The 25,704-nt window shown below is 29.2% G+C and carries 24 protein-coding genes and 1 pseudogene; 8 read left to right on the top strand and 17 right to left on the bottom strand.

The features are described 5' to 3' along the window. Positions 1–8 precede the first annotated feature (8 nt). Positions 9–1,553 (bottom strand): Rne/Rng family ribonuclease, encoded by a 1,545-nt coding sequence (locus ACWYN7_RS04560; RefSeq protein ID WP_462858660.1) that lies wholly within the window; start codon positions 1,551–1,553, stop codon positions 9–11. A gap of 291 nt (positions 1,554–1,844) precedes the next feature. Continuing rightward, positions 1,845–2,135 (bottom strand): HU family DNA-binding protein, encoded by a 291-nt coding sequence (locus ACWYN7_RS04555; protein ID WP_015481675.1) that lies wholly within the window; start codon positions 2,133–2,135, stop codon positions 1,845–1,847. 141 nt (positions 2,136–2,276) lie between these two features. On the opposite strand from ACWYN7_RS04555, the gene mutY reads away from it, so the two are divergent. From mutY to gldD, 5 genes are all read left to right on the top strand, one after another. Continuing rightward, entirely contained in the window at positions 2,277–3,320 is a 1,044-nt protein-coding gene (gene mutY / locus ACWYN7_RS04550) for an A/G-specific adenine glycosylase (protein WP_462858659.1), read from the top strand. A 64-nt stretch (positions 3,321–3,384) separates the two neighbouring features. Further along, entirely contained in the window at positions 3,385–3,630 is a 246-nt protein-coding gene (locus ACWYN7_RS04545; RefSeq protein ID WP_462858658.1) for a hypothetical protein, read from the top strand. 305 nt (positions 3,631–3,935) lie between these two features. Beyond that, the gene (locus ACWYN7_RS04540) at positions 3,936–4,373 is read left to right on the top strand and encodes a single-stranded DNA-binding protein (protein WP_462858657.1); all 438 of its coding nucleotides are present in this window, start codon (positions 3,936–3,938) and stop codon (positions 4,371–4,373) included. Positions 4,374–4,393: 20 nt separating this feature from the next. After that, positions 4,394–5,725, top strand: a complete 1,332-nt coding sequence (gene gldE, locus ACWYN7_RS04535) for a gliding motility-associated protein GldE (RefSeq protein ID WP_462858656.1) — start codon at positions 4,394–4,396, stop codon at positions 5,723–5,725. After that, complete coding sequence (gldD, locus tag ACWYN7_RS04530) at positions 5,718–6,278, top strand: gliding motility lipoprotein GldD (RefSeq protein ID WP_462858655.1); 561 nt, start codon at positions 5,718–5,720, stop codon at positions 6,276–6,278. The genes gldE and gldD overlap by 8 nt, the downstream gene beginning before the upstream one ends. Before the next feature lie 78 nt (positions 6,279–6,356). Here the strand turns inward: gldD and ACWYN7_RS04525 are convergent, their stop codons facing one another. From ACWYN7_RS04525 to rplU, 14 genes and pseudogenes are all read right to left on the bottom strand, one after another. Next, complete coding sequence (locus ACWYN7_RS04525; protein WP_462858654.1) at positions 6,357–8,126, bottom strand: MutS-related protein; 1,770 nt, start codon at positions 8,124–8,126, stop codon at positions 6,357–6,359. A 3-nt stretch (positions 8,127–8,129) separates the two neighbouring features. Beyond that, a complete protein-coding gene (locus ACWYN7_RS04520) occupies positions 8,130–8,615 on the bottom strand; it encodes a hypothetical protein (RefSeq protein ID WP_462858653.1) in 486 nt (161 codons plus the stop codon). A 188-nt stretch (positions 8,616–8,803) separates the two neighbouring features. Then, positions 8,804–9,973, bottom strand: a complete 1,170-nt coding sequence (locus ACWYN7_RS04515) for an NTP transferase domain-containing protein (RefSeq protein WP_462858652.1) — start codon at positions 9,971–9,973, stop codon at positions 8,804–8,806. Continuing rightward, a complete protein-coding gene (moaC, locus tag ACWYN7_RS04510) occupies positions 9,966–10,442 on the bottom strand; it encodes a cyclic pyranopterin monophosphate synthase MoaC (RefSeq protein WP_462858651.1) in 477 nt (158 codons plus the stop codon). The genes ACWYN7_RS04515 and moaC overlap by 8 nt, the downstream gene beginning before the upstream one ends. Next, positions 10,442–11,629 carry a molybdopterin molybdotransferase MoeA gene (locus ACWYN7_RS04505; RefSeq protein WP_462858650.1) on the bottom strand — a complete coding sequence of 396 codons (1,188 nt, stop codon included), beginning with the start codon at positions 11,627–11,629 and terminating at the stop codon, positions 10,442–10,444. Before ACWYN7_RS04505 ends, moaC begins: the two co-directional genes overlap by 1 nt. A gap of 87 nt (positions 11,630–11,716) precedes the next feature. Then, on the bottom strand, positions 11,717–12,709 hold the full coding sequence (moaA, locus tag ACWYN7_RS04500; RefSeq protein ID WP_462858649.1) for a GTP 3',8-cyclase MoaA: 993 nt from the start codon (positions 12,707–12,709) through the stop codon (positions 11,717–11,719). Beyond that, positions 12,710–13,123, bottom strand: coding sequence for a YeeE/YedE thiosulfate transporter family protein (locus tag ACWYN7_RS04495; RefSeq protein ID WP_459486143.1), 414 nt, complete (start codon positions 13,121–13,123; stop codon positions 12,710–12,712). A 62-nt stretch (positions 13,124–13,185) separates the two neighbouring features. Continuing rightward, on the bottom strand, positions 13,186–13,743 hold the full coding sequence (locus tag ACWYN7_RS04490; RefSeq protein WP_462858680.1) for a YeeE/YedE family protein: 558 nt from the start codon (positions 13,741–13,743) through the stop codon (positions 13,186–13,188). A gap of 2 nt (positions 13,744–13,745) precedes the next feature. Beyond that, a complete protein-coding gene (locus ACWYN7_RS04485; RefSeq protein WP_462858647.1) occupies positions 13,746–14,978 on the bottom strand; it encodes a 3-deoxy-D-manno-octulosonic acid transferase in 1,233 nt (410 codons plus the stop codon). 234 nt (positions 14,979–15,212) lie between these two features. Continuing rightward, positions 15,213–15,935, bottom strand: coding sequence for a LytR/AlgR family response regulator transcription factor (locus tag ACWYN7_RS04480; RefSeq protein ID WP_462858646.1), 723 nt, complete (start codon positions 15,933–15,935; stop codon positions 15,213–15,215). A gap of 94 nt (positions 15,936–16,029) precedes the next feature. Beyond that, positions 16,030–17,949: a sensor histidine kinase gene (locus tag ACWYN7_RS04475; protein ID WP_462858645.1), complete on the bottom strand. Its 1,920-nt coding sequence runs from the start codon at positions 17,947–17,949 to the stop codon at positions 16,030–16,032. Positions 17,950–18,066: 117 nt separating this feature from the next. After that, positions 18,067–18,327 (bottom strand): 50S ribosomal protein L27, encoded by a 261-nt coding sequence (rpmA, locus tag ACWYN7_RS04470; protein WP_015481656.1) that lies wholly within the window; start codon positions 18,325–18,327, stop codon positions 18,067–18,069. A gap of 42 nt (positions 18,328–18,369) precedes the next feature. After that, on the bottom strand, positions 18,370–18,606 hold the full coding sequence (locus ACWYN7_RS04465) for a helix-hairpin-helix domain-containing protein (RefSeq protein ID WP_394372179.1): 237 nt from the start codon (positions 18,604–18,606) through the stop codon (positions 18,370–18,372). A gap of 93 nt (positions 18,607–18,699) precedes the next feature. Further along, positions 18,700–18,990: pseudogene (rplU, locus tag ACWYN7_RS04460) on the bottom strand (50S ribosomal protein L21); the annotation flags it as partial. A gap of 254 nt (positions 18,991–19,244) precedes the next feature. On the opposite strand from rplU, the gene ACWYN7_RS04455 reads away from it, so the two are divergent. The 3 genes from ACWYN7_RS04455 to ACWYN7_RS04445 all read left to right on the top strand — a co-directional run bounded on the left by ACWYN7_RS04455 (position 19,245) and on the right by ACWYN7_RS04445 (position 23,293). Further along, on the top strand, positions 19,245–20,552 hold the full coding sequence (locus tag ACWYN7_RS04455) for a M16 family metallopeptidase (RefSeq protein ID WP_462858644.1): 1,308 nt from the start codon (positions 19,245–19,247) through the stop codon (positions 20,550–20,552). A 47-nt stretch (positions 20,553–20,599) separates the two neighbouring features. Beyond that, on the top strand, positions 20,600–22,645 hold the full coding sequence (locus ACWYN7_RS04450; protein ID WP_462858643.1) for a M16 family metallopeptidase: 2,046 nt from the start codon (positions 20,600–20,602) through the stop codon (positions 22,643–22,645). Positions 22,646–22,855: 210 nt separating this feature from the next. Further along, positions 22,856–23,293, top strand: coding sequence for a cation transporter (locus tag ACWYN7_RS04445; protein WP_462858642.1), 438 nt, complete (start codon positions 22,856–22,858; stop codon positions 23,291–23,293). A gap of 296 nt (positions 23,294–23,589) precedes the next feature. Here the strand turns inward: ACWYN7_RS04445 and ACWYN7_RS04440 are convergent, their stop codons facing one another. Then, the gene (locus tag ACWYN7_RS04440) at positions 23,590–25,626 is read right to left on the bottom strand and encodes an autotransporter outer membrane beta-barrel domain-containing protein (RefSeq protein WP_462858641.1); all 2,037 of its coding nucleotides are present in this window, start codon (positions 25,624–25,626) and stop codon (positions 23,590–23,592) included. Between the last annotated feature and the right edge of the window lie 78 nt (positions 25,627–25,704).

The raw sequence follows: 25,704 nt of genomic DNA, 5'->3' as shown, positions 1-25,704 counted from the left end.
TAAATAGATTATTCTTTTACAGTTATAAATCTATAATATAAGTATGTGTAAGCATCTCTAGGTATAATTGTAATCCACTTTTTGTGTTTTAAATACCATTTAAAACGAATTGAATTTACTCCTTTTGTTAAATAAGCAGCAATAAAAGGATGAATGTGTAATTGTATCTTTTTATTGTTCGATTTATCATTTTCTAATTTAATAATCAGTTTTTCTAAATCTGCTTCAATTTTGTCTAACAAAACAATAGGAGCTTCTACTTGTCCATTTACATTTGGATTGTCTTCGGTAGTTTTTATACTTAACTCAGGCCTAACCCTTTGTCTTGTAATTTGAACTAACCCAAATTTACTTGGAGGTAAAATTTTGTGCTTTGTTCTATCTAAAGCCATTTGCTCTTTTAAATGCTGAAACAATTTATTTCTGTTTTCAGCTTTATGCATATCAATAAAATCAATAACTATAATACCACCCATATCACGCAATTGTAATTGACGTGCAATTTCTGTGGCTGAAATTAAATTTACTTCTAATGCAGTATCTTCTTGAGAACCAGCTTTGTTAGAACGGTTTCCGCTATTAACATCAATAACGTGTAAAGCCTCTGTGTGCTCTATTACTAAATAAGCACCTTTACTCATAGAAACAGTTTTTCCAAACGATGTTTTTATTTGTCTTTCTATTCCGTATTTTTCAAAAATAGGAGTTGTAGATCTATGTAGTTTTACAATATTTTCCTTTTCAGGATAAATTTCTTGTAAATACTCCTTAATTTCTACTTTCAACGTTTCATCATTTGTTACAATGTTTGTAAAGGTTTCATTCATAACATCTCTTAAAATAGAAGATGCTCTGTTTAACTCACTTAAAATTTTTGTTGGTGTGTTTGTGTTAGGTATTCTTTTACACATTGTTTTCCAACGCTCTAAAGAGTTTTGTAAGTCTTTATCTAGTTCTGCAACCATTTTTCCTTCGGCTACTGTTCTTAAAATTACTCCAAAACCTTTAGGTTTAATACTTTTTGCCAACCTTTTTAAACGTTCTTTTTCTTTAGGATCTGCTATTTTTTGAGATACAGAAACTCTATTAGAAAAAGGGACTAAAACTAAGAATCTACCAGCTATAGAAAGCTCAGAACTTAATCTAGGTCCTTTTGTTGAAATTGGTTCTTTTACTATTTGTACCAAAAGGTTCTGCCCTGTTTTTAGTACATCTTTAATACTACCGTCTTTGTTAATGTCTTCTTCCTTTCGAAAGTTTTTTAAAGTGAAATCTTTATACTTACCTGTGCTTACTTTCTTAATGAACGAGTTTAATGAGTTTACTTGCGCACCTAAATCATGATAATGTAAAAAACCATCTTTTGGATAGCCTACATTTACAAACGACGCATTTAAACCTGTTAACACTTTTCCTATTTTGGCCAAAAAAATATCGCCAACAGAAAATTTGTTATCAGTTGTTTCATTATTTAATTCAATAAGTTTTCCATCTCTTAATAAGGCAAAATCAATATCAGATGAATTTGAACGAATTATTAATTCTGTTTTCATGCTGAACTGGTTTTAACACTGCACATTATTGTGCAGATGGATTAATATTGTCAGGTATTTGTAATACCATTTGAGGTTTGTGTAACCTCGATGTCAATGAACTTTTAATTTTTTTTTCGCTAAACCATAAACGAAAAAGTAAGCATATGCTTACTTTTTCTTGTGTCTATTTGCTCTAGCTCTTTTTTTTCTTTTGTGCGTAGAGATCTTTGCTCTCTTTCTTTTTTTACCACTTGGCATAATGTTCTGATGTTTTTTAAACCTTTAATAAAGGTTTAGATTAGTATTTTGTTATTTAACAGCTACTTTATTTTTTACTCCTTCTGTAAAAGTTTTAGCTGGTTTAAAAGCTGGAATATTGTGAGCTGGAATCTTAATAGTTGTATTCTTAGAAATATTTCTACCTGTTTTTTCTGCTCTAGTTTTAATAATAAAACTACCAAAACCTCTTAAATATACATTGTCTCCGTTTTCTAAAGCGTCTTTAACCTCAGTCATAAATGCCTCAACAGTTGCTAAAACATCTGTCTTTTCTATTCCTGATTTATCTGAAATTTTTGATACGATATCTGCTTTCGTCATGTCTCTACTTTTATTATATTTTTATTAATTTACTTTCAAAAATGCGGATGCAAATATATGATAATTAATCAATTCCAAAAATTTAAACACCTAAAATTATGTGAATTTTAAAATGTAATATTGCAAATTGATTTTTAACAAATGATATTTTCTAACACTTTAATATACTGGTACTTACAAAACAGCCGAGAATTGCCTTGGCGCAAAACTAAAAATCCATATTATATTTGGTTATCAGAAATTATGCTGCAACAAACAAGAGTTGCCCAAGGTTTGTCTTATTACTTAAAATTTACCTCTACTTTCCCAACAGTTTTCGACCTTGCAAATGCAGACGAAAGTACGGTTTTAAAAATGTGGCAAGGTTTAGGATATTACTCTAGAGCAAGAAATTTACATTTTACAGCAAAACAAATTGCCAATGATTTTAATGGCGAATTTCCATCAACTTATAAAGAAATTATAAAGTTAAAAGGAATAGGAGATTATACTGCTTCTGCTATTGCTTCTATTTGTTTTGATGAAAATACAGCTGTTGTAGATGGTAATGTGTATCGTGTTTTATCTAGATATTTTGGTATAGACACGCCTATAAATTCGTCTGTTGGTATAAAAGAGTTTAAAAAACTAGCACAAACTTTAATAGACGAAACACAACCAGGTACATTTAATCAAGCAATTATGGATTTTGGTGCCATACAATGTAAGCCTAAAAAACCTTTGTGTATGTTTTGTCCTTTTGCTGATGGTTGTGTTGCTTTTCAAAAAAACTTGATTGAAACATTACCTGTAAAAGAGAAAAAAGTAAAAGTTAAAAATCGATATTTTAATTATTTGGTGATAAAAACAAATGACAATAAAACGATTTTATCCGAAAGAAAAGGTAAAGGAATTTGGCAGGGTTTATATCAATTTCCATTAATTGAAAGCGATAAAAACATCAACAAAAATGAATTGATTTCTTCTGATGAATTTGTAGCACTTTTTCCTGAAGAAACCACCATTTCACTTTTCAATAAAAAAGAGATTGTTCATAAATTATCGCATCAACATTTACACACTCAATTCTGGATTGTAGAAACAGCTACTTCATCCGAAGCAAAAATAAATTGGTCTGATATAGAAAAATATCCTGTTCCTGTTTTAATCGCAAATTTTTTAAAAGAGTATCAACCTAAAAAGTAAACGATGTTAACTTATTTTAAGATTTATTTTTTGAGTTTTTAGTATATTTACATAAATATTAGGCATGAATGTAGAAGCAAAAAGAAACGAGCTAACTAAATGGATTAATAATCTAGATGAAAAGATGCTCAATAAAGTTGATGAACTTAAAAAAAGTTCATTAAATGAATTTGTTATTTATACTGCTGATGGAAAAGGTTTAACCAAAAAACAATACAAAGCACATTTAAACAAAATTAGCGAAAGCATGGATGCTGGAGAAAAAACATATACTTCTGAAGAAGTCAGAAATTATGTTTTAAATAGGTAATGAAAGTTTTCTGGTCTTCCAAATCTATGCGGTCTTTAGCTAAAAATCTATGATTAAATTTATGAAGATAGTCCAAAAAACGAAAACACGTTTTTGATTCTTTACTAGAATTAGGAGATTCTTTAAAAGATGAACGTTTTGATTTTTCTAGAGAACTAATTATAGATGATGACAAGTATCGATTTATTCCTAAATGGAGTTATAAAATAATCTACGAAAGAAAAACTAATAAAGTAATTATTATTGATGTGTTTAACAGTAAACAAAACCCTGATAAACTATCTAAAATATTTTAAAATTAAGCTATGGCAGCAGGTACAATAAACAAAGTAATTTTAATTGGTAATTTAGGCGACGAAGTAAAAATGCATTATTTTGATGATCAAAATTGTGTAGGTCGTTTTCCTATTGCTACATCAGAAAGTTATACCAATAAACAAACTGGAGAAAAAATTACCAATACAGATTGGCATAATATTGTGGTTAGAAATGGTTTGGCTAAAGTTTGCGAAAAATACTTGAGTAAAGGCGATAAAGTTTATGTTGAGGGTAAATTAAAAAACCGTCAGTGGGAACAAGATGGTGTAAAACGCTATTCTACTGAAGTACAAGTAAACGAAATGACAATGTTATCTACCAAAAATAATAGTGCTAACGCTAATAATCCTCAGCAAAACCAACAACCTTCTGCTCCAGAACCAAAATCTGTTGCACCAGAAGAAAATGACGATTTACCTTTTTAATTAATCAAAATATTTAAATTTTGGACCCAGATCCTGAACCTTTATTACTCTTAATATTTACTTCTATAGATTTTATTGTAGGTCTAAATATTCTTGCATTAATTTTTCTTTTTATTAGTTCTGCATTAATTTCAGGCACAGAAGTTGCTTTTTTCTCTCTTTCACAAACAGATTTAGACGCACTTTCTGACGAAAGTAAAGAACAAAACTTAATAGTAGATTTATTAGAAAAACCTAGAAAATTATTGGCAACAATTTTAATTACAAACAATTTTATAAATATTTTAATTGTACTCTTATTTGCCTCTTTAGCAGAAACTTTATTTGCTGATTTTGATTATCAATTAAACCTAATTTTATTCGAAGTTCCTGTTCGTTTTTTAATAGAAATTGTTTTAGTAACTTTTTTAATTCTCTTGTTTGGTGAGGTTTTACCAAAAGTTTATGCTTCTAGAAATGCTTTAAAATTTTCTAAACTAATGGCAAAATTTATTAATGGTATTAATGTAATTTTAACTCCTTTTAGTTTGCCTTTAATTACTTTAACAAAATTCATAGAAAAAAAACTCGGTAATAAAAACTCTAATTTTTCAGTTGAAACTTTATCGCAAGCTTTAGAATTAACTTCTGAAGGTGCCACCACAAAAGACGAACAAAAAATTTTAGAAGGAATCGTAAATTTCGGGAATACAGAAACCGTACAAATTATGAAACCTAGAATCGATATTTTTGCACTTTCTGATGAGGAATCTTATGAAGTTGTCTTAAATAAAATTCTAGAAAACGGTTATTCTAGAAACCCAGTTTATAAAGATAATATCGATAATATAGTTGGTGTTTTATACGCAAAAGATTTATTAGCACACTTAAACAAGAAAACTTTTAAATGGCAAGAATTAGTTCGTGAAGCTTTTTTTGTGCCAGAAAACAAAAAACTAGACGATTTATTAGACGACTTTAGAGATCGTAAAAATCATTTAGCAATTGTGGTTGATGAATATGGAGGTACAAGTGGTTTAGTTACCTTAGAAGATGTAATTGAAGAGATTGTAGGCGATATAAATGATGAGTTTGATGACGATGATTTACAATATTCTAAGATTGATGAAAACAACTATATTTTTGAAGGTAAAACCACAATTAAAGATTTTTGTAGAGTTTTAGACGATGAAGACGAAGAAATTTTTGAAGAAGAAAAAGGCGAAAGCGAAACCTTAGCTGGTTTTATTTTAGAAATATCTGGAAAATTCCCTAGAAAAGGAGAGAAAATAAACTTCAAGAATTATACGTTTACCATAGAAGCCCTAGATAAAAAACGTATTAAACAAATTAAAGCAACTAGAAATGCGTAAAATCTCTTTTCTCTTTTCTCTCATCTCTTTTCTCTTTATTTCTTGTAAAGAAAATGTTTTACCAAAACCTAAAGCATATTTAAGTTTAAAATATCCAGAGAAATCGTATCAAAAATTAAACCTAAAAAGACCTTATACTTTTAATGTTTTAAAAAACACAAAAATAATAGACGACAAAAATAATTGGTTAAAAATTAAATATCCAGACTTAAAAGCATCCATAGATATTACTTACAGACCAGTTAATAACAACCTCAAAGAATTACTTACAGAAGCTGAAAAACTTGTTTTTAAACACGCTGTAAAAGCAGAACAAATTATCCCTAAAGATTTTATAAATCCAGAAAAAAGAACGTTTGGTAGCTTATACGAAATTACTGGAAATGCAGCTTCTCACCTACAATTTCACGTTACAGACAGTACAAGTAATTTTATAAAGGGTTCTCTTTATTTTTATGCCAAACCCAACTACGATTCTATTTTACCTGCTGTTGCTTATATAAAAAGTGATGTTTTGAAATTAATTGAAAGTTTAGAGTGGAAAAATAACTAGACCTCACAGGTTTTTAAAACCTGTGAGGTCTAAGAAACAGAGAAAATTGTATTAATCTAATATCTTCTATCTAAAAATTTAAACAATTTCCATTTTTTGTAATAAAAAAGAAGCATTCATATTTTTACAAACACCATTTTTTAACGTATAATCGAAATGCAATTCGTTATTGATAATCTCTGCATCAAAATAGTAGTTTTTAATATCAGTAAACTCATTTTCTAAATCGCACAAACTAACATCGTGGGTTGCTATAATTCCTGTAGATTTCGATTTTGACAATTTCTCAACAAACTTTTTAGAGCCAATTGCTTTGTCTTTACTATTGGTTCCTTTTAAAATTTCGTCTAAAATGATAAAATATTTCTCTTTTTTAATTTGATCAACAATAAACTTTAAGCGCTTTAATTCTGAATAAAAATACGATTCATCATCTGTTAAAGAATCAGAAGTTCGCATACTTGTAATTAATTTTATAGGATGATATTTAAAACGTTCAGCACAAACTGGCAAGCCACAATTTGCCATAACAATAGACAAAGAAACCGTTCTTAAAAACGTACTTTTTCCAGCCATATTTGCACCAGTTACAATAAAAAACTGCTCATCATCAATTAAAAAATTGTTATCAATTCTTTTATTTTCATCCAACAAAGGATGTCCTAAATTTGTAGAATTTACAATCGTTTTTTCTGATGAAATTTCTGGAAACACAAATTTAGGATGATTAAATTTAAAGTTTGCTAACGAATTTTGAGCATCAAAATAAGCAACAACCTCAAACCAATTTTCTACAGTGTGTTTGTATTTCGAAATCCATTTTTCTACTTTACAAGCATTTAAAATATCCCAAAGAAAAAATCCGTTTCCTAAAACAGCAATTACAATGTTGTTTCGATTATCAAAAGCATCTAAAATTTTAGAAAATTCTTTAAATATTGTTGATGCTTTTTTGTTTTCTGATTGAATGATGGCTTGTTTCTTTACTAAGTTTTTAGCAGTAAAACTTTGGTTCTCAATTTCATTTAATAATTGATGATATTGCTTAAAAGTTTCTCTTGCATTATCTGTTTCTGAATATAAATTATTCGTTTTTTTAAGAAACCTACCTGTAATAAAAAGTCCGATAAAAAACCAAGCAGTTAAGTAAGAAAAAGATAAAAATCCGAAAGAAATTAAACCTATCAATAGCAGAGAAATCACAGAAAACCCAATTTGTATTTTAGCTAAATAATTAGGAAAAACTGTTTTGTAATTAGACATCCAATCTACAATCGATTTCGAAGTATTTTTAACACTTACCAAACTTGCCAAAGCAGAAAAATGTTGTCTCCATTTTACTTTATCAGAAAGCTCATTAATTGCATTTTGCTTGGCTACAATATCATTTATATCATTGCTTGTAAACAGTTTTGCTAAAGCAGATTTCCCATCAAAAGTAGCAGTTCTGTTTGTGTATTGAAAAAATGAACCTTTACCAAACAAATCAATATCATTACTATAAAAATGCGTTGGATTTATAAATTCTTTACCAGTTTCTAACTGATAATAATCGCCATTTAAAACCTTAATTTCGGTTTTATTGATCTCAATTTTTGTGTCTAAAATTGCTTTTTCTCGTTTAAGGTTTACGAATTTTAAAACTAAAAAAGCAAACAATGAAAAACCTAAAAAAGCGATAATAAAAACATCAGGAAAAGCGCCAAAAGTGAGGTAAATTAAAAAGCAAGTAGTTAAAAAAACTGCAAATCTAAAAACCCCTAAATTAATAAGTTTTGTTTTCAGTTTAGAAGCTTCATGTTCTAGTTCTTCTTTTTGTTGCTTATAAAATTCTAAAGGGTTTTTCATTCTTTAATTTCTTTCTAAAAATTTAATTTCTAACTTTTCGGCTAAATTTCTACCATACTCAACAGCATCATTAATTTCATCAAAGAAAGCAATTCTGTACTTATTATTTTTTATATCCCAAATATTTACCTCACAATAACCTTGGCTATTTAAAAAAGTAGAAACTCTATCTAAGTCTTTTAAATTTTCCCATTCTCCAACACCAAAAGGGCCAACTGAATAATATTTTCTATATCTTTTTAAATCAAAATCAAAATGATGGTTAACTGTATAAGAAAATCTAATTCCGAAAGTAAATACAACTATTAAACAAGACAGGATTCTAATGCTATTTATATAATAATCTTCGGTAAAAGTGTACTCTACATTTTTATAGAATAGAAATATTAAATAAAAACCAACTGCATAAAAAACTGAAGCTAATATTCTCTCATACCAACTTCTCTTTCCTGAAACAATTTTAACAATTCCGATTTTTCTTCGCCTCATTTTAATAAGAAATTCCTCCAGACAAACTCAACACTTGTAAATCTGGGTATTTTGCTTTTAGTTTTTAGTTTTTAGTTTTTAGTTGCTCTATAACTATTCAATCCTTTTTTGCAAACTATAAAATAGCTTTGGTTAAATTCTCCAACATTTTTTTTAGCATCAAATTTATGAGTAAATCGTTTTATCCATTATTTAGCAATCTCATCTTTAGCTGCTTTAAACTCTTCTGGAGTGTTTATATTTCTAATAAAATCGTCATCAATTTCTACAATTTCTACATCAGAATTGATTAACATTTTTCTAGGACAAGAATAACCTTGTGCTAAATATTGCAATAAAATTGGATATGCTTTTGGCTCGTAAATCGTAATTAATGGTTCTGGAAAATCTTTACTTTTCCCTTTAATGGTTGTTGCTACTTTAGTTGGATTTCTGCGTTTTAAAACTAACTGAATTACTTCTTCATTTACAAAAGGAACATCTGTTGCCAACACAAACCAAGCAGCATTTGGATCTTTTTGAAACGCAGAACAAATACCACCAAAAGGACCAAGATTCAAGAATTTATCTGGAATTTCATTTGAATTCTTAGACCTTTCGACTGCGCTCAAGGTGACAATTTGACTTTCATTTGTCATTTCGAGCGCAGTCGAGAAATCTCTAACAGAATAAAAGGTTTCTAAATTGTTGTTTTCTAACAAATCTTTAGCAAATTCTTTTTGAGGTTTTCCAAAATAATTGAGTTCAGCTTTATCTGTTCCCATTCTTGTACTTTTTCCGCCAGTCAAAACCAACCCTTTTACAGGTGCTATTTTTTCTTGAATTAAATTGTTAATGTGATTTGCAATTTTATCAATGGAATCAACTGTATAACAAGTAATATTTTTTATCTGCGGATATTTTTCTTCTAAAAAATCAAAATATTTAGTTTCTGATTTTAATTTTATTACAAACTGAATGCGATCTAACTGCTCTAATCTTTTTAACACAGAAGCTTCTTTTGCTTCATCTAAAATTAAAATTTGTTTTGCTCCTTGATAATGATTTCCGTTGATAAAAACATAATCAAACTGCGCAAAATCTAATCTTTGTTGAAATTTATTTACGTTTCTAGAAGTTGTAATTTGTAAATTTCCTTGATGATGAAAAACATATTCAGATAATTTATTCCCTTCTACATCTTTTGCGTGTGAAGCATCAAAATAAGCCAATTTATAATTGTCTAATTTTTGAGAAACTTGATGAACTAAATCAGAAATAACACCACAATTTGTCCCTAAAATTGCAATTTCATTAGGAGCAAAATTATCATTATCTCTTCTTTCTAAATTTGTATGTTTACTGTGTTTTTTAGCCATTTTTAATATCAGATTTTCCTCCTGTTTTTTCTAATAATTTTACTTCTTTAATTACCATTTTTTGACTGATGCTTTTACACATATCATAAATGGTTAAACAAGTAACATTTGCACCAGTTAACGCTTCCATTTCTACGCCAGTTTTACCAGTAATCGTCACTTTGCATAAAACTTCAATATTTTCTGAGTCGATAATAGTAATATCAACATCTACTCCATTAATTAATAACGGATGACACATAGGTATTAATTCTGATGTTTTTTTAACACCTTGAATTCCTGCAATAATTGCCGTTTGAAAAACAGGTCCTTTTTTGGTAATTAACTCATCATTTGTAAAATGAGCAATTACTTCTTTTCCTAAAAACATGGTAGCTTTTGCAATGGCAGTTCTTTTGGTAATTTTCTTATCAGAAACATTTACCATTTTAGGATTTCCTTTTGAATTTAAATGACTAAAATCGCTCATTATCTATATCTTATTATTGGGTAATTCTCCCCTGTTTTAAACTCAATTCTATCATTTGGCAACTGAATAAAAGCATCTGCATTTACCAAAATTGCTAAATCTCCAGAACCATTTCCTTTAATTGGAGTTGCAACTAAATGTCCGAATTTATAATCTAATTGCACTTGTAAAAAGTAAGTTAAATTAGGTTTAAAAGTTACATTTGCATTTAAAATGGCAGTTTCTTCTTTGGTTTCTAATCCTACAGATTTGTAATACCAAGGATAAAAATATGCTAAACAATTTACAAAAGTTGAAATCGGATTCCCAGGAAATCCGAAGATATTACAATCGCTCGTTTTTCCGTAGAAAAAAGGTTTTCCTGGTCTTTGGGTTACTTTATGAAATAATTTTTCGACTCCTAATTCGTCTAAAACTTCGGGTAAAAAATCGAATTTACCTTTACTTACTGCTCCACTAAAAAGCAACACATCATATTCTTGTAAATAACTTTCTATTTTTGATTTTAAAATGGGTTTATCATCTGTAATATGCGCAGTTTTTGAAGGGATTTGTAATCTTTCTAACAAAGAAACTAAGGTAAACACATTGCTTCTTCTTATTTGATGTTCTAACGGAATTTCATCAACACCAACTAATTCATCACCTGTAGAAACAATCATCACTTTTGGCAGTTTTGCCACTTTTACAGTTGATTTACCAACAGTTGCTAAAACACCAATTTCTGCTGCTGAAATCATTGAATTTTGATGAATTAAGACATCGCCCTCTACTCTGTCTTTTCCTTTTTGATGAATGTTTTGAAAGTCTTTGATTTCATCAATTAAAATTTGAGCAATGCCATTTTCGATAACTACATCTTCATATCGAATAACCGCATTTGCATTTTTAGGCAAAACAGCTCCTGTCATCACTTCAATACAATTCTCATTGTTTTGTAGCGTTATTTGTGGACTTCCTGCAGCTTGAATTCCTTCTACTTTAAAATCTCTTTGTCCGTTTTTAAAACACGAATAATTGATTGCAATTCCATCCATAGAAACTCTATTAAATGGTGGAAAATCTCTGTCTGCCCTAATTTCTTCTTTTAAAATTCTACCAACAGATTTTAGAAACGGAATTTCTTCAACTCCAAAATCTTGGATTGAATTTAATATGATATTTTTTGCTTCTTTTACTGAAATCATTGATTATAACGTGTAATCGTTTATATGTTGAATTGTGTAATTGTTGTGTGTACTATCACAATTAAACAATTACACAGTTACACTTTTTTACCCTCCAATTGTACTCATACTTTCAGAAACATTTCCTTTTTTACGGCTTGCTTCTGCAATAAAACCATTTTCTGGTTTTTCTTTTACTAAAGATAAAAAGAGTTCTTTTAAATCATCATTAGAAGCTCCTTTTCTTATAAAATCTCTCAAATTAAAAACGCCATCATCAAACAAACAATTTTTAAAAGTTCCTGTTGATGTTATTCTTATTCTATTACAATTGTTACAAATTGTTCTTGTAAATGCAGGAATAATTCCGAAAGTTCCTAGATGATTCTCAACTTTATAATTTCTAGAAGTTGATGATTTTTCAGACTGAATTTCATCCACAGAAAACTCGGTTTTGACTTCGTTTAAAATCTTTTTAAACGTCCAATTTTCTTGCATATCTCTTTGCCCTTTTCCGTTAAAAGGCATTTCTTCTATAAAGCGAACTGCTACATTTTTGTCTTTTGTTAGTCTTACAAAATCAACAATTTCATCCGTATTAAAACCAGATTGTACAACTACATTAAGTTTTAAATTTAAACTGCTTTTTTCTAAGAGTTCAAACGTTTTATACACTTCAGGAAAAACATCTCTTCGTGTAATTTGTGCAAACTTTTCTCTTTGTAAACTATCAATACTTAAATTGATGTTTTTAACTTTTTCTAGCTTTTCAATTTTATCTATATGATGAGAAATTAAAGCGCCATTGGTTGTGATATTAATGGCATCTAACAAATCGTTAAAAGACAACATTTCTAAAAAACCCACAAAATCTTTACGCACAAAAGGTTCTCCACCTGTTAAACGCACTTTATTAACACCCAATTCTGTTAACACACGAATTAAGCGATACATTTCTTTAAACGTCAATAACTCTTGTCTGGGCACAATATCTATTCCATGAGCAGGCATACAATATTGACAACGCAAATTACAACGATCTGTAACTGCTAATCGCACATATTCCATTTGTCGTCCAAAATTGTCTTTTAAATCGCTCATTTAATTTGGTAATTTCTTACTTACCAAACCATATAAAAAAGCTCCTAAAAGTGCGCCAATTAAAATAATTAAAGCAGGTATTAATTTAAAGCCGAGAATTACAAAAACAGGTGCAGCACAAGCCCCTGAAATTCCCCAACCTAAACCAAAAAGTGTTCCTCCAAAAACAGTACTGATAACTCCTTTTTTCTTTGGTTTTGGCACAATTTTGTTGCCATTAATGTCTTTTATTTTTCCGCTTTTAAACAACTGCATAATAATCGCTGATATTACAACTGCGCCTCCAATAATTCCGAACATATGAAAAGATTGAAATTTAAACATTTCGTAAAATCGATACCAAGAAATGGCTTGAGATTTACTCAATACAATTGCAAAAAAGATACCTAATAGTAAAAATTTTATGTTTTTCATTTATCTAGTTTTTAAACACCTACAAGGTTTTTGAAACCTTGCAGGAAAACTGTTTTTTTTTGTTAAAATAATAAAGGAATAATAAACCAAGTTGCAATAATGCCACCAATAAAAAACCCAATTACGGCTAATAAAGAAGGCAATTGCAAACTACTTAACCCTGTAATTGCGTGGCCAGAAGTACAACCACCTGCGTAACGTGTTCCAAAACCAATAAGCAAGCCAGAAACGATTAAAATTAAAAATCCTTTTAAAGAAAAGACAACCTCTTCACTAAAAATTTCATCAGGAAAATATTGATTTCCTACATCTGTAAAACCTAAATCTGTGAGTTCTTTTACAGTAGTTGGGTTTAAATCTATTGTTTGATCTGGCACTAAATAAGTTGATGAAATAAAACCCCCAATAATTAAACCAATTACAAACATTAGTGCATAATCTCGCTGTTTCCAATCTTTTTTAAAATAGTCTGATACTTTACCAGCACCAGCCATTGTGCATAAGGTTTCAAAATTTGTTGATGCTCCAAAATCCTTTCCAAAATAGAAATACAAGAAAAGCGATAAAGCTATAAGTGGACCACCTATATACCAAGCCCAAGGTTGTACTATAAAATCTATCATTAAATGTTATCTTTTAAATAATTCTTAATTAAATCTGTAGCTCCTAAATTATTGGTAATATATTTTTTATTAATGGCTCCAGTTAGTTTTCTAAAATTTTCATCATTTTTAAAATTGATGAAATTCTGAGTAAATTCATCTTGATTTTTAATTGAAATACAACCACCAATTTTTACCAAATCTACAGCTTCTTTAAATTTGTCGTAATTATTTCCAATCACTACAGGAATTCCGAAAGTTGCGGGTTCTAAAATATTATGCAAGCCCGTTTTTAATCCTCCACCAACATAAGCTAAATCTGCTGCTGCGTAAATTTTGGTTAAAATACCAATCGTATCAATAATAAAAACTTGATATTCTGATAGATTTTTATCCTCTTTATCTGAAAATAAAACTGTTTTTTTATTGATGGATTTTTGTAAAGCAACAATTGCATCAGCTTTAATATTATGAGGAGCAATTATGAATTTTTCGTCTTTTGATGCATTATTATTGATGTAATTGACCAACAATTGCTCATCTTCTGGCCAAGTGCTTCCTGCAACAATGGTGTATTTTCCATTTTTAAATTCGCTAATAAAATCGAGTACATTGTCTTGTTCTAAAATTTTAGAAACCCTATCAAAACGTGTATCACCAGCAACTGTTACATTTTTAAAATTGATGGAATTTAGTAATTTTTCTGACTCTTGATTCTGCACAAAAAAGTGATGAAAAGCTTCTAAAGATTTTCGCATAAAACCGCCATAACTTTTAAAGAACAATTGTTTTTCTCTTAAAATACCCGAAACTAAAATTGTAGGAATTTCTTTTCTTTTAAGCTCATTTAAAAGATTTGGCCAAAATTCATACTTAATAAAAATGGCCATGTTAGGCTTTACAATTTCTACAAACTTTTTTGCATTCGATTTAGAATCTAAAGGCAAATAACAAACAACATCTGCTAAATTATAATTTTTACGAATTTCGTATCCTGAAGGAGAAAAAAAGGTAACTAGAATTTTATATTGATTGTAATTGGTTTTTATTTCTTCTATAATGGGCCTTGCTTGTTCAAACTCGCCCAAAGAAGCCGCGTGGAACCAAATTGTTTGCTCATTTTTTAAAGTAGAAATTTTAGAAAATGTTTCTTTTCTGCCTTTTACAAAAAATTTTATTTTTCGATTAAAAAGCGCAATAACATGTAAAATGGGCGATGCTATAAAAATTAAGAAGTTATATAAAAATTTCATAGTTGCAAAAGTACAAACTATGTTTGTTTAATTCTTATGGAGACAAAAAAAGCTACTCTAAATAGAATAGCTTTATTTATTACATATTTTTTAAAATTATAATTCACAGTATTTATCCCCCGAAAATATGCGATTACATTCAAAAAATCTTACTCAAATCTACAATTAATCATTCTATTTTAGGTTAAAAATGTTCTAAAACAGCCATTTATTGTTCCGAAAAACTGTTAATTTTTAAATTAAGTTGATTTTGTTTAAAATATCTTCTTTGTATTTTTTACCAATAGGTATTTCATCATTAAAAATTTTAACCGAGTTTTGAGTTATTTGGGTTAAATACTGAATATTAACAATATAACCTCTATGAATTCTGATAAAGTTTTTATTTAGTTTTTCTAAAATATCATTTAAACTTGTTCTTACTACAATTTTTTGATGCTTTTTTAAGATGATTTCTATATAAACATGTGCACTTTTTAAGTACAAAATATCATCAAAATTAAGTTTGGTGTAAGATCCTTTTTCTTTGATAAAAATAGAATCTTTTATTATAAGATTATCCTTATCAATCTTACCAATTTTATTCGAAAAATTAAATAAAGCAATTTCTATGGATGTGTAAAGTTCTTCTTTAGAAAAAGGTTTTACCAAATATGCAGGTGGCATTACTTCTTTTGCCTGATTTAAAGTATAGGCATCTGAGTTCGATGTTAGAAATATAAACGGAAAATTATAAGACTCTCTTATTTTTTTAGCTATATCAATTCCTGTTTTTTTACCTGATAATTGAATGTCTAAAATTGCGATATCTGGTTTTTCTTCTTCTATTCTAATAAGCGCTTCTGTATAATTTATGGCTGGTTCTAAAGCTTCGTAACCTAAGTCTTCTAGCGCATCACAAATATTATCAGCAATAATTAACTCGTCTTCTACAACTAGAATTTTTATTTTATCCATAATTATTTCTTAAAAACTAAAATATAATTTTTTAAAATTAATTGATATTAACACACTCTTAAAAGTTCTAAACACCTATAAATCTGTTCTAAGATTAATTTACCAATTGCCTTTGATGAATATCTTTAAAATAAATTTCGAATTTTGCGCCTTTAAAATTGGTTTGTGTTAAAGTACCATGCAGTTGTTTTACCAATCTATTTACCAAACGTAAACCTAAACTTTTGGCTCTTTTTACATTAATATCTTCTGATAAACCAGGTCCATTATCTTCTATAACCAACTTATAATCTTTATTATTTTCTTTTTCTATAGAAATTGACAAACTATTTTCTTTGTCGTTTTTAAAAGCATATTTGTAAGAGTTTGTAATTATTTCGTTGATGATTAAACCCAAAGGAATTGCTGTATCTATATCAAACATAACATTTTTAGAAGTAATTGAAGTTTGTACATCTGTTTTAGAAGCATACATTGATGACAACTCTTTAATTAAAACCCTAATATATTCGTCAAAATCTATTAAACCGCTTTCATTTTGATATAATTTTTGATGGATTAAAGCCATAGATTTTACTCTATTTTGACCTTCGTGCGCTAATTCTAATGCTTTTTGATCTTCTATACCTTTGGTTTGTAATTCTAACAAACTAGAAACAATTTGAAAGTTGTTTTTTACTCTGTGATGCACTTCTTTAACCAACAGTTCTTTTTCGTGTAAAGTTTTCTCTATTAACTTATTTTTCTCTTTTAACTCTCTAGATTGCTTCTTAATTTTTCTAAGCACAAGTAAAGTTATTAAAAATAATACAACAGCTAAAATTGCAATAATGGCATACAATCTGGTTTTAACTTTTTCTAAGGCAATTTCTTTTTCTTTTTCTTTTACAGCTATATCCATTTTAAAATCGGCAAGCGATTCTGATAATTCTTTAGAATAGGTTTTTCGAACACTTTGTACAGCTAAATCTTTGTAGCTTAAGGCTAAATCTTTATAACCATGTGCAGACAATGCTTGCGAGCTATAGTTGTACAAACCAAATATATCATTAGAATTTAAATCTTGACCTAAATCTTTAAATTTTGCCATCAATTCAGCAACATTATGTACTTCAAATTTTTGTAAAATTTTATTTTTTAAATCAGACTTTTCGTCTAAAGAAGCAATTAGTTGCGCATATAATGGATATGTAAAAATTCTTCTATTGTCTGTATTGTAAAGAATATCAATTAATTCAATAACCCTATCATTATGTCCTTTCTTATAAACATAAGCATTTATTAAATGCTCTATAGTAGAAAAATAATACGATGAATTATGTGGCAATTCTTCTTCTAATCGTAAACTTTTTTCGCAAACATCTATGTATTCTTGTAACTTACCTTCTATAATTAAAAAATCTGATAAGTAATAAAGAAATATAATTTGTAATTCTTTATTGTTTAATTCTTCTGCTTTTTGTAAACTTTCTAAACAAAGTTTTTTACCATTGGCAACATCTCCTTGAATTTGATACAAGACTAAAGCATGTGTTCTTGCCTTTAATTTTGCTTTTACCACATCTTTATCAGCAGAATTAAATTGATTGATATAAGATTCTAATTCCTTTTGTTTTGCTGATGCACTTTCTATAGAAATTTCATCTCTAAGCTTGTAAACTTGTGTCCAGATGATTTCGAAATAATCTAAATTTATGTTTTTATCAGAAGGTTCTTTTACATTTTCTTCTATAAATTCTGATACTTTTTGATAATCTACAGACTGTCTATTGCTTAATTTCGATGTAAAAACATAGTACTCTTTGTAGGTTAACTCTTTCTTTTGAATTAGTTTTTCTAAGGTTAAATAATACGAGTTTTCTTCTAAATTCTTTAAGTAATACTGAGCCGAATCTAGTTTTTCTTCTAAAATAAATTCTTCAACTTTATGTGTGTAGTTGTTTTGTGGAAAAGAATTTTGAGCAATGATTATTGTTGAAAAAAGTAAAAAAATACAATTGAAAAATAGTTTCATAATCTAGGGGTTTTGGCCATAAATTTAATGAAACTTTCTAAACAAATGTAACGTAAACAAGAAAACGCTTAAACAAATTATTGTTTAAGCGTTTTAAATTTTTAAAAACTTAATTTCTTAAGCTTCGAATGGAGTAACAGAAACATAAGATCTGTTATCTCTTTTCTTTTGAAATTCTACAATTCCATCAACTTTTGCATGTAAAGTATGATCTTTACCCATGTAAACGTTTTCTCCTGGATTGTGAGTAGTTCCTCTTTGACGAACAATAATATTACCTGCAATTGCAGCTTGTCCTCCAAATATTTTAACACCTAGTCGTTTCGATTCTGATTCTCTACCATTCTTCGAACTTCCTACACCTTTTTTATGTGCCATTTTATTGAGTTTTTATAGGTTAAAGTAAATTAAGATAATTGGTTATTTTTCAATACCACCATCTAATCTATCTTGTAATTCTTTTAATTCATCCCACTTACCTTCAGCAGCTAAACCAGCTTGCTTTGGCCAAGTTGTAGTAACTAAATGAGACAATCTAGAACTTGCTTCAGTTAAGATTTCACTCAATTTTGCTGGATCTGCTTTTGCAACTTTAGCAAAAGTATCTAAACCTGCATTTACTAACGCTTCAGCAGCTTTAGGTCCTGCACCTTCAATTTTCTTTAAATCATCAGCTTTAGCTTTTGTTGCTTTTTTTGGAGCCGCTTTTTTAGTAGCTTTCTTTGCACCAGTTGCAGCAATAGATTCAATTTGAATCTCGCTTAAATACTGTCTATGACCATTTTTCTTTCTGTAACCTTTTCTTCTTTTCTTTTTAAAGACGATTACTTTATCACCTTTTAAGTGACTTAAAATCTGAGCTGTTACTGAAGCTCCTTCTATAGCTGGGGCGCCTAAAGTTACGTTACCAGCATCATCAAGTAAAAGAACGTTATCAAAAGTTACTTTTGATCCTTCTTCTCCTTGTAAACGATGAACGTATACTTTTTGGTCTTTTGCTACTTTAAATTGCTGCCCTGCTATCTCTACGATTGCGTACATACTAATTGTTTTGCGTATTTATACTAATTTATGGCATTTAACTTACTGAAAATGCGGATGCAAATATACATCTTTTTTAAAACTTAACAACATCATTAATAATAAATTAATATTATAATAATTCAGTGCAGAATTCTGTATTTTAATAACAGCTTTCTTATTTTTGAATATTCACATTTTTTGATTGCTTTTTGTTACAAAACATAAAAAATTGCGTCAAATTGAAACATTAATTATTAATTTAAAAGAAACCAATGAAGAAAAGTATTTTATCTCTTGCTTCTGCTATGCTGCTTGCCTTTACAGTAAACGCACAAAAAGTAGAATTTGAAGAGTATGATTTAAGTAATGGAATGCATGTAATTTTGCATCAAGACAATTCTGCTCCTGTTGTAATTACTTCTGTAATGTACGGAGTTGGCGGTAAAGATGGAGATAGAAATAGAACTGGATTTGCCCACTTTTTTGAACACTTGTTGTTTGAAGGTACAAAAAACATAAAAAAAGGAGAATGGTTTAAGATTGTTTCTTCGAATGGTGGTAAAAATAACGCTAACACCTCACAAGATAGAACTTATTATTACGAAATTTTTCCTTCTAACAAGTTAGAATTAGGTTTATGGATGGAATCTGAACGTTTACTACATCCAATAATTAAACAAGAAGGTGTAGATACACAAAATGAGGTTATAAAAGAAGAAAAAAGACAACGCACAAGACCTTATTCCAAAATTATTGAAGAAGTTAGTAAAAACTTATTTAAAGTTCATCCGTATAAAGACCCAAATATTGGATATATGAAAGATTTAGATGCTGCCACTTTAGAAGAGTTTTTAGCTTTTAATAAAAAATACTATGTACCTAATAATGCCACTTTAGTTGTTGCTGGAGATATTGATTTTGCTTCAACAAAAAAAATGATTAAAGATTATTTTGGTCCTATTCCTAGAGGTGAAGAAGTTATAAGAACTTTTCCTAAAGAAGAACCTATTACTGAAGAATTTAAAGCTACTGCATATGACGAAAACATTCAAATACCAGCAGTAATTGCTGCTTACAGAACCCCTTCGTTTAAAACAAGAGATTCTAAAGTTTTAGATATGATTTCTTCTTACTTAAGTGCGGGTAAAAGTTCTGTACTTTATAAAAAAATGGTAGATACTAAAAAAATAGCCTTAGGTGTACAAGCTGTAAACATTAGCCAACAAGATTATGGTATTTATGCACTTTTTTCTCTTCCTTTAGGTTCAGCAACATTAGAGCAATTAGTTGCAGAAATGGATGAAGAAATTTTAAAAATTCAAACAGATTTAATTTCTGAAAAAGATTTTCAAAAATTACAAAATCAGTTCGAAAATAATTACGTAAACGCTAACTCAAGCGTTGTTGGTATTGCAAGTTCTTTAGCAACATTTAATGTTTTGTATGGAGACACAAACTTAATTAACACAGAAATCGATATTTTTAGATCTATTACAAGAGAAGAAATTAGAGAGGTAGCTAAAAAATATTTGAATCCAAATCAACGATTAATTTTAGAATATTTACCAGAAAAAAAATAATAAAACTTTAATCGAAAGATTTATTTCTTAATTATAAGACACAAAATATGAAAACAAAAATTTTATCATTAATAGCCCTTTTTGTAGCCACAATTGCTGTTAATGCACAAATAGATAGAAGTAAAATGCCTAAACCAGGGCCAGACCCAGAAATAAAGTTGGGCAAACCAGTTAAAATTACTTTAAAGAATGGTTTAAAAGTAATTATTGTAGAAAACCACAAATTACCAAGAGTTTCAGCAAACTTATCTATAGACAATAAACCTTATTTAGAAGGAGAAATTGCAGGAGTTTCTAGCATGATGGGTAGCTTATTAGGTAGAGGAACTACAAATATCACTAAAGATGAGTTTAACGAAAAAGTAGACTTTTTAGGTGCCAATGTATCTTTCTTTAGCTCTGGCGCTTATGCAACTTCTTTAACAAAATATTTTCCAGAAATTTTAGAATTAATGGCAGATTGTGTAAAAAACTCTCAGTTTACACAAGAAGAATTTGATAAAGAAAAGCAAGTAACTTTAGACAATATAAAATCTAACGAAAAAAGTGTTACTGCTGCTGCTAGAAGAGTTGAAAACGTTTTAACTTATGGTAAAAATCATCCTTTTGGAGAATTTACATCAAAAGAAAGTGTAGAAAAAATAACTTTAGATGATGTAAAAAACAACTACAATACCTATTACAAACCTAATAATGCTTATTTGGTTATTGAAGGCGATATAAACCCAAAAGAAGTAAAAAAATTAGTTATAAAGGCATTTTCAGACTGGCAAAAAGGAGAAATCCCTAACTATAAAATTCCAGCAACAGAAAATGTAGCTACTACAGAAATTAATTTTATAAATATGCCTAACGCAGTTCAATCTGAAATTGCTGTGATTAACAATATCGATTTAACTTTAGGCGATAAAGATTACTATGCTGCATTAATGGCCAATAACATTTTAGGTGGTGGTGGTACTGCACGTTTATTTATGAATTTACGTGAAGATAAAGGGTATACTTATGGCTCTTATTCTAGTTTAAGACAAAATAGATATACAGGTACCTTTAGAGCAACTGCAAGTGTTAGAAATGTGGTTACAGATAGTTCTGTTGTAGAAATTTTAAAAGAAATTAATAAAATTAGGTACAAAAAAGTAACTGCAGAAGAACTACAAAACTCTAAAGAAGAATATATTGGTAGTTTTGTTATGGATGTACAAAAACCAAGAACTGTTGCAAATTTTGCTTTAAATATAGAACGTTATAACTTACCTGAAGATTTTTATGCAAACTACATTAAAAATATTAAAGCGGTTACTTTAGACGATGTTCAAAATGCAGCCATAAAATATTTTAAAGGCAATAAAGCAAGAATTGTAATTACAGGTAAAGGTATTGATGTACTTAAAAATCTAGAAAAAACAGATTATGTAATTAAGTATTTTGATAAATACGGAAACCCAACAGAAAAACCAGAAATGACCATGCCAATTCCTGAAGGAATGACTGCTGCAACTGTTGTTGATAAATATATTGAGGCTATTGGAGGTAAAGACAAAGTAATGGCGGTAAAATCTGTAATGACAGTTGCAAACGCCTCAATTCAAGGTACGCCTTTAGTTATGACAACCAAAGTTGCTGCTCCAAACAAATCATCTTTAGTAGTGGCTGTTATGGGCAATACAATGCAAAAAGTAATTTTTGATGGTTCTAATGGATATCAAGAAATGCAAGGCAGAAAAATGGATATGCAACCTGCACAAATTGAGGAAGCAAAAGCGAGTGCTCAACCATTTTCTGATATGAGTTATTCATCAGCAACATTAGATAGAATAGAGCCACTTGATGGTGAAAATTTTTATGTGATAAAAAATGGAAATACAGAAATTTTTTATAACGTAAAAACGGGATTAAAAGCCAAAGAAGTTAAAACTGTAAAAACACCAAGAGGAGAAATGAAAGTACCAACATCATTTGCTGATTACAAAGAAGTAAATGGAATCTTATTCCCTCATTCAATAAATACTAAATCTGGCCCTATGGATTTAAGTTTCAAGGTTCAAGAAATAAAAGTAAACGAAGGCGTTTCTGATGAAGATTTTAAATAATCTTTGCTAAACAACAAGAATAAGATAAAGAGTCAAACTTTAAGTTTTGACTCTTTTTTTTGCAAAATAGTTCCATATATTTATTTTTTGATGAATACTTTTACTGTAAAAATTCATATTCAGTTAAAATTTAAGTAAAAAACTTGTAAATATCAGCATATCACTCTATTTATTAATAAATTTGTACATTAATTCTTTAATACTTTTAAAATGAAAACTCAAAAAATATTTACTGCAATAGCAATTGCTTGTTTTATACTTACAGGATGTAAAACCGAACAAAAAGAAGTAAAAACTGAAAACGTTTCTTTGGCAATTTCTGGTATGACTTGCGAAATAGGATGTGCAAAAACCATTCAATCTAAATTATCTAAAAAAGAAGGTGTTTTAGATGCTAAAGTTATTTTTACTGATAGTGTTGCTAATATTCAGTTTGATGCCAACAAAACTTCTAAAAAAGACCTAATTGCTTTTGTTGATGGCATTGCTGGTGGCGAATTGTATAAGGCTTCTGAAAACACAAATACAAACAAAAAAGCACATACTTGTACTGAAGCATGTAAAGAAAAATGCGAAGAAATGACAGCAGCTAAAAAAGAATGCAAAGAAAATTGCACTATGGCTTGTTGCAAAGACAAAAAAGCTTAGTTATTCTTAGTTTTATAAAATAAAAAAGCAGGCTTTAAGCCTGCTTTTTTTTATGACTGTAACCAATATCCGGATACATTAAATGAATTTTATCTTTAAAAATATTTAAACTGATTATTTAGGGTGATTTTCTATGTAAAAAAACAACTCTAATAGTATTTCTAAGAAAAAGTAAATGTTAAACCTAGATTTTAATCAGCATAGATTAAAACACGAATAATAATCTTTTTATAAAACCAAGAAAGCAGGCTTAAAGCCTGCTTTCTAATTATATGTACTTTTAAAATCGTAATCGATTATAAACTTGCATTAATCCAAGTCCAAGTAGAAACATCAACAGCTGTAGAAGTTTTACCTGAGTTTAAAGTATATTTACTTGTTTCTCCACTAATTAAAGTAGCATCAGCAGCTGCACCATCAATTATTACGTTAGATAAAGATCCTCCATCTTTCATATCTAAATCTACATCATATCCTACTAAGTGTAAACCTGTAATTGTACCACCAGAAGTTTTCTTAAATTGTAAAGCAGTACCTCCTACTGTAGAAATAGCAGTAATATTTGTAAACGTTGGGTTAGCATTGTCTTTATCTCCTTCAAAAACCGTTGAGAAACCAGGAACCGTGTTAGAAATGTAAGCATTTGTTACAGAACCATTCCATTCTTCTGTCCAGTCTATTGAATCATCGTCATTATCTTTTAAATATAAGTTACTTGCAACTGCAGTACCTCCAAAAAACTCAACACCATCGTCTGCACCATTAATTACAGCTATATTTTCTAATTCTGTTTGATTACCTACAGCATATAAAGAAACTCCATTATATTGAGATTCTGAATTAATTTGTGCCCCTGTACCCTTAATTACTAAATATTTAACATGTCCAGAATCATCGTCATCATTTGTACCTCCATAAATGAAACCACCAACTTCTGCAACAGCATCTACACCCGCAGATGTTGTAGCATCACCACAAATTGTTAAACCTCCCCAATCTCCAGGATTTGCATTTGAAGAAGAAATTACTACTGGATTAGCAGCTGTACCATCTATTTCTATTTGACCTCCTTTTAAAACGGCAATGTAAACACCTGTACCACCATCTCTAGCAGTAATTTTAGTACCTGCAGGGATTACTAATTTAGCACCATCTGGAACAATGTAAGCTGAGTTTAACATATAAGAAGTTGAAGCATCTAAAGTAACTGTACCAGAAATTGTACCTTGTAATACAGAACTTTCGAAAGATAAATCTGAATCTACCCAAGGAAAATCAGCTTTAGTAACCACTGGAGCTACATTTGCACCGTTAATAGTATAAAAATATTGATCTGCAGTTGTAGGATCAGTAGGATCAGTTAATGCAACAGCTTCTAAACCTGCCTCTAACACTACATTACTAGTTTCACCCCCATCTTTCATATCTAAATCTACATCATATCCAGACAAAGATAAACCTGTGATTGTTCCACCAGATTGTTTTTTGAATTGTAATGCAGTACCACCTACTGTTGAAACAGCTGTAATATTATTGAATTTAGGGTTTCCATTTTCTTTATCCCCCTCAAAAACAGTAGAAAAACCAGCAACAGTGTGAGAAATATATGCATTTGAAACTGTACCATTCCATTCTTCTGTCCAATCTATAGAATCATCATCATTATTTTCTAAATAAAGGTTAGTTACAGATACTGTACCTCCAAAAAACTCAACACCATCATCTTTACCATTAATTACGGCTACATTATTTACAACAGTACCAGAACCAACTGCATAAAAAGATACTCCATTATATTGAGATTCTGTTGTAATTTGTGCACCAGTACCTACTATTTGCAAATAATTTATGTTTCCTGAGCTATCAGTATCTACTGTACCACCGTATACAAAATCTCCAACTTCTGCAACCGCATCAACACCTGCTGATGTAGTAGCATTACCACAAATTGTTAAACCTCCCCAATCTCCAGGGTTACCATTAGCAGAAGACATAACTACTGGATTAGCAGCATTACCATTAATATAAATCTGCGCTCCTCTTAAAACAGCAATATAAACCTCAGAACCACCTGCATCTGCAATAATTCTTGTACCTGCTGGTATTGTTAAGCTAGCTCCTTCTGCAACTGTAAATTGTCCAGTTAAACTATATTGAGTAGAAGCATCTAACGTAGCACTTTCTGTTAAGGCTCCATTTAAAACACCATTTTGTAAGTTCTCTATTACATCACTTACGGGTGGTACAACTGGTAATGGATCATCGCTACCACAACTCGATAAAGATGTTACAATCACTACAATTGCTAATAATTTTACAACTAAATTTTTCATTTTTTTTGAATTATATTTTTTTATTTATTTCTACAAAGAAATGATAGAAACATTCCAAATTTATTAACTGAATGTTAA

The organism is Polaribacter sp. M10 (assembly GCF_054968445.1).
This window is presented reverse-complemented; position numbering and strand designations above follow the sequence as displayed.

What these genes read in the sequence shown, in the direction of transcription:
- ACWYN7_RS04475 (WP_462858645.1), bottom strand. Translation starts at nt 17,949, where the DNA reads ATGAAACTATTTTTCAATTGTATTTTTTTACTTTTTTCAACAATAATC.
- ACWYN7_RS04540 (WP_462858657.1), top strand. Translation starts at nt 3,936, where the DNA reads ATGGCAGCAGGTACAATAAACAAAGTAATTTTAATTGGTAATTTAGGC.
- ACWYN7_RS04505 (WP_462858650.1), bottom strand. Translation starts at nt 11,629, where the DNA reads ATGATTTCAGTAAAAGAAGCAAAAAATATCATATTAAATTCAATCCAA.
- ACWYN7_RS04445 (WP_462858642.1), top strand. Translation starts at nt 22,856, where the DNA reads ATGAAAACTCAAAAAATATTTACTGCAATAGCAATTGCTTGTTTTATA.
- ACWYN7_RS04545 (WP_462858658.1), top strand. Translation starts at nt 3,385, where the DNA reads ATGAATGTAGAAGCAAAAAGAAACGAGCTAACTAAATGGATTAATAAT.
- ACWYN7_RS04455 (WP_462858644.1), top strand. Translation starts at nt 19,245, where the DNA reads ATGAAGAAAAGTATTTTATCTCTTGCTTCTGCTATGCTGCTTGCCTTT.
- rpmA (WP_015481656.1), bottom strand. Translation starts at nt 18,327, where the DNA reads ATGGCACATAAAAAAGGTGTAGGAAGTTCGAAGAATGGTAGAGAATCA.
- mutY (WP_462858659.1), top strand. Translation starts at nt 2,277, where the DNA reads ATGATATTTTCTAACACTTTAATATACTGGTACTTACAAAACAGCCGA.
- ACWYN7_RS04495 (WP_459486143.1), bottom strand. Translation starts at nt 13,123, where the DNA reads ATGAAAAACATAAAATTTTTACTATTAGGTATCTTTTTTGCAATTGTA.
- ACWYN7_RS04555 (WP_015481675.1), bottom strand. Translation starts at nt 2,135, where the DNA reads ATGACGAAAGCAGATATCGTATCAAAAATTTCAGATAAATCAGGAATA.
- ACWYN7_RS04515 (WP_462858652.1), bottom strand. Translation starts at nt 9,973, where the DNA reads ATGGCTAAAAAACACAGTAAACATACAAATTTAGAAAGAAGAGATAAT.
- ACWYN7_RS04485 (WP_462858647.1), bottom strand. Translation starts at nt 14,978, where the DNA reads ATGAAATTTTTATATAACTTCTTAATTTTTATAGCATCGCCCATTTTA.
- ACWYN7_RS04520 (WP_462858653.1), bottom strand. Translation starts at nt 8,615, where the DNA reads ATGAGGCGAAGAAAAATCGGAATTGTTAAAATTGTTTCAGGAAAGAGA.
- moaA (WP_462858649.1), bottom strand. Translation starts at nt 12,709, where the DNA reads ATGAGCGATTTAAAAGACAATTTTGGACGACAAATGGAATATGTGCGA.
- ACWYN7_RS04525 (WP_462858654.1), bottom strand. Translation starts at nt 8,126, where the DNA reads ATGAAAAACCCTTTAGAATTTTATAAGCAACAAAAAGAAGAACTAGAA.
- ACWYN7_RS04440 (WP_462858641.1), bottom strand. Translation starts at nt 25,626, where the DNA reads ATGAAAAATTTAGTTGTAAAATTATTAGCAATTGTAGTGATTGTAACA.
- ACWYN7_RS04450 (WP_462858643.1), top strand. Translation starts at nt 20,600, where the DNA reads ATGAAAACAAAAATTTTATCATTAATAGCCCTTTTTGTAGCCACAATT.
- ACWYN7_RS04480 (WP_462858646.1), bottom strand. Translation starts at nt 15,935, where the DNA reads ATGGATAAAATAAAAATTCTAGTTGTAGAAGACGAGTTAATTATTGCT.
- gldD (WP_462858655.1), top strand. Translation starts at nt 5,718, where the DNA reads ATGCGTAAAATCTCTTTTCTCTTTTCTCTCATCTCTTTTCTCTTTATT.
- ACWYN7_RS04560 (WP_462858660.1), bottom strand. Translation starts at nt 1,553, where the DNA reads ATGAAAACAGAATTAATAATTCGTTCAAATTCATCTGATATTGATTTT.
- moaC (WP_462858651.1), bottom strand. Translation starts at nt 10,442, where the DNA reads ATGAGCGATTTTAGTCATTTAAATTCAAAAGGAAATCCTAAAATGGTA.